Origin of the sequence: Acinetobacter sp. UBA6526 (assembly GCF_002434875.1) — a bacterium.
GTDB classification, from domain to species: Bacteria; Pseudomonadota; Gammaproteobacteria; order Pseudomonadales; family Moraxellaceae; genus Acinetobacter; species Acinetobacter venetianus.
Genome location: NZ_DJLC01000020.1, coordinates 1 through 4,967, shown reverse-complemented (window position 1 = coordinate 4,967; position 4,967 = coordinate 1). Strand labels below are relative to the sequence as shown.

Annotated in this window: 8 protein-coding genes; 7 read left to right on the top strand and 1 reads right to left on the bottom strand. The window is 39.0% G+C overall.

The window, feature by feature from the left end; all coding sequences use genetic code 11:
• The first annotated feature begins 265 nt into the window (after window positions 1-265).
• From B4237_RS01815 to B4237_RS01795, 5 genes are all read left to right on the top strand, one after another.
• On the top strand, window positions 266-574 hold the full coding sequence (locus B4237_RS01815; RefSeq protein ID WP_004882051.1) for a BolA family protein: 309 nt from the start codon (window positions 266-268) through the stop codon (window positions 572-574).
• A 9-nt stretch (window positions 575-583) separates the two neighbouring features.
• On the top strand, window positions 584-976 hold the full coding sequence (locus B4237_RS01810; RefSeq protein ID WP_004882049.1) for a SirB2 family protein: 393 nt from the start codon (window positions 584-586) through the stop codon (window positions 974-976).
• Between the two features lie 82 nt (window positions 977-1,058).
• Window positions 1,059-1,901 (top strand): ParA family protein, encoded by an 843-nt coding sequence (locus B4237_RS01805; RefSeq protein WP_004882046.1) that lies wholly within the window; start codon window positions 1,059-1,061, stop codon window positions 1,899-1,901.
• A 9-nt stretch (window positions 1,902-1,910) separates the two neighbouring features.
• Window positions 1,911-2,303 carry a hypothetical protein gene (locus tag B4237_RS01800; RefSeq protein WP_019385289.1) on the top strand — a complete coding sequence of 131 codons (393 nt, stop codon included), beginning with the start codon at window positions 1,911-1,913 and terminating at the stop codon, window positions 2,301-2,303.
• Between the two features lie 209 nt (window positions 2,304-2,512).
• Window positions 2,513-3,103, top strand: a complete 591-nt coding sequence (locus B4237_RS01795) for a LysE family translocator (protein ID WP_017196902.1) — start codon at window positions 2,513-2,515, stop codon at window positions 3,101-3,103.
• Window position 3,104: 1 nt separating this feature from the next.
• Here B4237_RS01795 and B4237_RS01790 read toward each other — a convergent pair whose 3' ends face one another.
• Complete coding sequence (locus B4237_RS01790; protein WP_004882040.1) at window positions 3,105-3,749, bottom strand: DedA family protein; 645 nt, start codon at window positions 3,747-3,749, stop codon at window positions 3,105-3,107.
• A gap of 237 nt (window positions 3,750-3,986) precedes the next feature.
• On the opposite strand from B4237_RS01790, the gene B4237_RS01785 reads away from it, so the two are divergent.
• Together B4237_RS01785 and B4237_RS01780 are read left to right on the top strand one after the other, a co-directional pair.
• A complete protein-coding gene (locus tag B4237_RS01785) occupies window positions 3,987-4,409 on the top strand; it encodes a DoxX family protein (protein WP_061525066.1) in 423 nt (140 codons plus the stop codon).
• Window positions 4,410-4,552: 143 nt separating this feature from the next.
• Window positions 4,553-4,921: a NirD/YgiW/YdeI family stress tolerance protein gene (locus B4237_RS01780; RefSeq protein ID WP_286941025.1), complete on the top strand. Its 369-nt coding sequence runs from the start codon at window positions 4,553-4,555 to the stop codon at window positions 4,919-4,921.
• The last annotated feature ends 46 nt before the right edge of the window (window positions 4,922-4,967 follow it).

The window sequence follows — 4,967 nt, the reverse complement described above, 5'->3', positions numbered from 1 at the left end:
CTCTACCAACTGAGCTATTCCCGCGTGCCAGCTATAATACATTAAGCAAAACAAGGGTCAACAACTTTATGCAAAGAAAATGTTTAATTGCATAAAATAAAAGCATTTCTTCATAATAATACTGAAAAAGTCGAGAATTTCCCCAAAAAATTGAATGCTCATGGTCATTTAGCCGCTGCTGAAGCCATGTGAAATGCCAACAGACCGAGCTGTTTCTGTCATGTATAATGATTGTCTATCTCAATCTGACCTTACAGAGTGACTGATGAACTTAGAACAACAGTTAATTGAACGCTTACAAACATTAGCACCTAGCCATCTTGAAGTAATCAATGAGTCTGCTGGGCATGGTGGATATTTCCCGGGGAAAGAATCACATTTTAAAGTGATTGTAGTAAGTGAAGAGTTTCAAGGTCTGCGCTTAGTACAACGCCATCAAAAAATTTATGCAGTTGCTGCCGAACTCATGAGTCCAGGTCGTATCCATGCATTAGCGATTCACGCTTATGTTCCAAGCGAGTGGCAAGGTCAAGCACCTGCAAGTCCTGAATGCGCACATGCACCCAAGGCATAAGGATTGATTATGGATGCTCATTTAATTACCAAGATTGTGCATATGTCTGCGGTGAGTTTATTGATTCTTGTGTTTGTTGCTCGAGCAGCGACGCTGTTTATTGGCGTACAAGGTCAACAACCCAATATTAACTCGCGTAAAAGCTTAGTCGGTTTACAACATTTGTCTCTGACTCTGATCATTGTTACGGGCGCGGTTTTACTGTTTATGAAGAACTTTGTAGTTGAACCATGGTTCTACGCCAAAGTCATTTTATTTTTTGTCCTATGGTCATCCATGAGCAAAACCTACAAGCAAGATAGCAATGTTTTGTTGGTACAACGCCGTGCTGGATTATTGATCAGCACAGTGGCTTTGATAGGTATCCTTGGCTTGGTGATGATTAAACCTGTTTTTGCGTAATTGTTTGACATTGTTTTAGTAATTGTTTTGGCACTGGGTTAAACTGCGTGCAGTTTACAAAAAAATCTTGTAGAGGGAAGTCATGTTAACGCGTGTGGTATTTAACCAAAAAGGTGGTGTAGGGAAATCAAGTATTACGATTAATTTAGCAGCTATTAGTGCTAAACAAGGTTTTAGAACCTTAGTGATCGATCTTGATCCACAAGCAAACTCTAGCCAATACCTTTTGGGTGAAGATGCGACATACTCTGCAGATAAAGCGGCATTAGAGCCAAATATTGAAAATTTCTTTGAAGACGTACTTGGTGCAACGCAACAAAAGGGCCTGATTGGCAATGCGATTGGCTCGATTTTAAAAGCACCCCGCGGTAAAGGCTTAGATAGCTATGTGCACCGTACCTCTTTTGAAAACTTGGATGTGATTCCAGCAAGCCCAAGCTTAGGCGCGCTCGAGCACGCTTTAGAAAGTAAGCATAAGATTTATAAATTACGTGATTCGATTCAATCGCTCAGTGCTCGCTATGATCGTATCTATATCGATACACCGCCAGCCTTTAATTTCTTCACTTTATCGGCCTTGATTGCGGCCGACCGTGTCTTGATTCCATTTGATTGTGACGTGTTCTCGAAACGTGCGTTACAAACTTTGATTGAAAATGTTATCGAAACCCAAGATGATCATAATGATCGCTTAGAGATTGAGGGTATTGTCGTTAATCAGTACCAGTCTCAAGCAAAATTGCCTCGTGAAGTGGTTCAACAGTTGAAAGATGATGGCTTACCTGTATTAGAGGGAATGTTACCGCCGTCTGTATTAATGAAAGAATCACATCAAAAGAATTTACCCTTGATTCACTTAGCATCTGAACATAAGTTGACCCTTGCTTATGTCACTTTGTTCAATGAGATTGAATCAAAGAAATAAGAGAATCTTATGAAACGCTTATATTGGATGCCTGTGTTGGCAGCTACGATGTTATTAGGTGCATGTGCATCAACGGTTAAACCGACTTATGTTTCTCCAACACAGTATCAAGCGCTGAATTGCCAACAGCTACAAGCTGAGTACAACCGTATTCAGCTTTACATCGACAATGGTGTACAAACACCAAAACGCACAGGTGTCGGAGTGGGAGTCGGACTGGGCGGTGGCTGGGGCAGTCGTAGTGGTTGGGGCTTTGGGCCATCTATTTCGGTGAATATGGGTCAATCAATGAATACCAAAAACACTGAACTCTCGAAAGTTTTAGGTCAACAAGATGCCATTGTGCAGGCTGCACAGTTCAAAGGTTGTCCAATTATCGTCAAACCGCGTCCAAAATCATAACAAAAACAGGTTTATCACTCGTGATCTTACGAGTGATAAATAACAAAATTTTAGCAAAATGTTTCAAGTTAAATGTAGTAATAACAATAATTTATTAATTTTTGACCTCTAATTTTTCTGCTTTTTATCGTTCATTTTTCCGCTAAAACTTGTTTGTTTGAACCAAATTCGTATAAGGTTGCGACCATGTGTGGTCATTTGGTATCTGTATGATTGAGAGTTGGTTCTTTGTTTTGGCGATGATAGCGGTATTACTCATTCCCGGACCTACGAATGCGTTATTGGCCAGTTCAACACATCAACACGGCTTTGTTAAAACCATGTCTTTCATTCCAGTGGAATGGTTAGGGTATACCTATGGTATTGGTTTATGGGCACTCTTCATTCATTTATTTGATCCGATTTGGCCTGCTTTACACCTCATTTTGCATGTATGTAGTGTGATCTATGTATTGTGGCTTGCTTTCCATTTATGGAAAAGTTCACATTTACAGAAGCATTATCAAAATCATCAGCAAATCAAAACGTATCAATTATTCTTATCAACCCTCAAGAACCCAAAGACATTGTTATTGGCAGCAGGGATATTTCCAGATGAAACATGGAACTCTGTTGAAAATACAGCATGGGTATTAGGTGTATTTACTCTTGTATTAATTCCAGTTTCTTTATTTTGGATGATGTTCGGACGGGCATTATTGACAGGAAGTTTGATTGGGATCAAAGCCGACCACTTATATAAAGGATCGGCAATGTTATTAATCGTTTGTATGCTACCAATGGTGTTTCGTTTTTTCTAAATTAAGCTTTGTGGCTTTTACGGCTATTAAGTTTTTGACGGATAAAACCAATCACACCTGGTAATACGCTGATAATGATGATACCGAAAATTAAATGAGTGAAATTATCTTTCACGATTGGCATATTACCGAATAAATAACCAAGTGTAATAAAAGAAGCAATCCAGCAGAATGCACCAATCACGTTATAAGTCAGGAAAAACTTATAATTCATGCTGCCTGCGCCCGCAACAAATGGCGCAAAGGTTCGTGCAAACGGCACAAAACGAGCAAAAATAATGGTTTTACCACCATGACGTTGAAAGAATTCTTGTGTTTTTAACAAATGTTGCTTATTGATTAAGCGAGAGTTCGTTTCAAACACGCGCGGGCCAACATATTTACCGATATGGTAGTTGAGTGTGTCGCCCAATACTGCGGCGATAAATAATAAAACACCAAGTAACCATGGATCCATTGCACCCGTAGAGGCAGCAAGCGCACCAGCGGCAAACAGTAAGCTGTCACCCGGTAAGAATGGCATAACCACTAAACCAGTTTCGACAAAGATAATTAAAAATAGAATGGCATAAATCCAGATGCCATAATTGGTAATAAATTCTAAAAGATGTTCGTCAACGTGCAGAATAAAATCAATGAGTTCCATGAAGGTGTGAGCAGTATAAATTTGAACTAAATCCTAGCAGTGCATCTATAGAATGTCAGTATAAAAAGCAAATTAATTGGTAACTTTAGTTGATGATACCAATAAAGAATTTTGCTGATAAATTGAGCTATATTGTTCTAAATATGGAATGATGCATTAACAAATATGGTGTTTATTGCAAATTATAAGATACATAAACTGTTCTCATGTTAAAAAACAAACAGTGTGGAATTTATTATGTTTAATCCGAATGTTGTTGTAAAAAATATTGTTACTCAATCAGGCGTAGATAATGTGGTTACGCTGGTTGCCCGTATTCTTATGGCTTATATCTTTATTATCGCTGGCTGGGGCAAATTAACAGCTTATGGTGCTACAGCAGGTTATATGGAATCAATGGGGGTGCCGGGAGCGCTATTACCTCTAACGATTCTCGTTGAGTTTGGTGGTGGTCTCGCGTTACTTTTTGGTTTCCAAGCGCGTTTGGCTGCATTCGGTTTAGCAGTGTTTAGCATTATTACTGCATTCATCTTCCATAGCGGTGATGATCAAATGCAACAAATCAACTTTATGAAAAACTTAGCAATGTCAGGTGGTTTGTTCTATTTGATGCTACATGGCGCAGGTCGTTTTAGTCTTGATCATGCGATTGAAAAATAACAGATTCACTTGATTGTTGTATGAGACCCCACTCCATCAGTGGGGTTTATCATATCTATACATTACGGTTGATTACAAACCGAAGCCGACATTCGAGTATAAATCTGTTTAGATAATAGTGTGTTAAAAGAATAGAGAGTGTTATGAAAAGAAGCTTGCTAGGATTAGGTTTTGTAGTTTTATTCGGTTTATCTGCGCCATCATGGGCAGGTAAAGATGATCATGTTATTTTAAAAGAAGCTTTAAATAATGTTGTGACCGTGAGTCAAATAGCTAAATTAGCTGATGAAACAGGTGTGACGCTGACAGGGCAAATCACCAAGCATGTGAAGAGTGATCATTACGAATTAAAAGATAAAAGTGGCACGATTGGTGTCGAGATTGATGATGATATTTGGCAGCGTGCTGGCTTAAAAGTTGGAGACCATGTTCGTGTGGTTGGCGAAGTTGATACACATCGCTATAAACCGACAGATGTTGAAGTGATCACTGTTGAAAAGCTTGCACATTAAGCAAGAAAAAAGGAAGCAGCAGCCACTACTGTCCCATAGTTTGCCT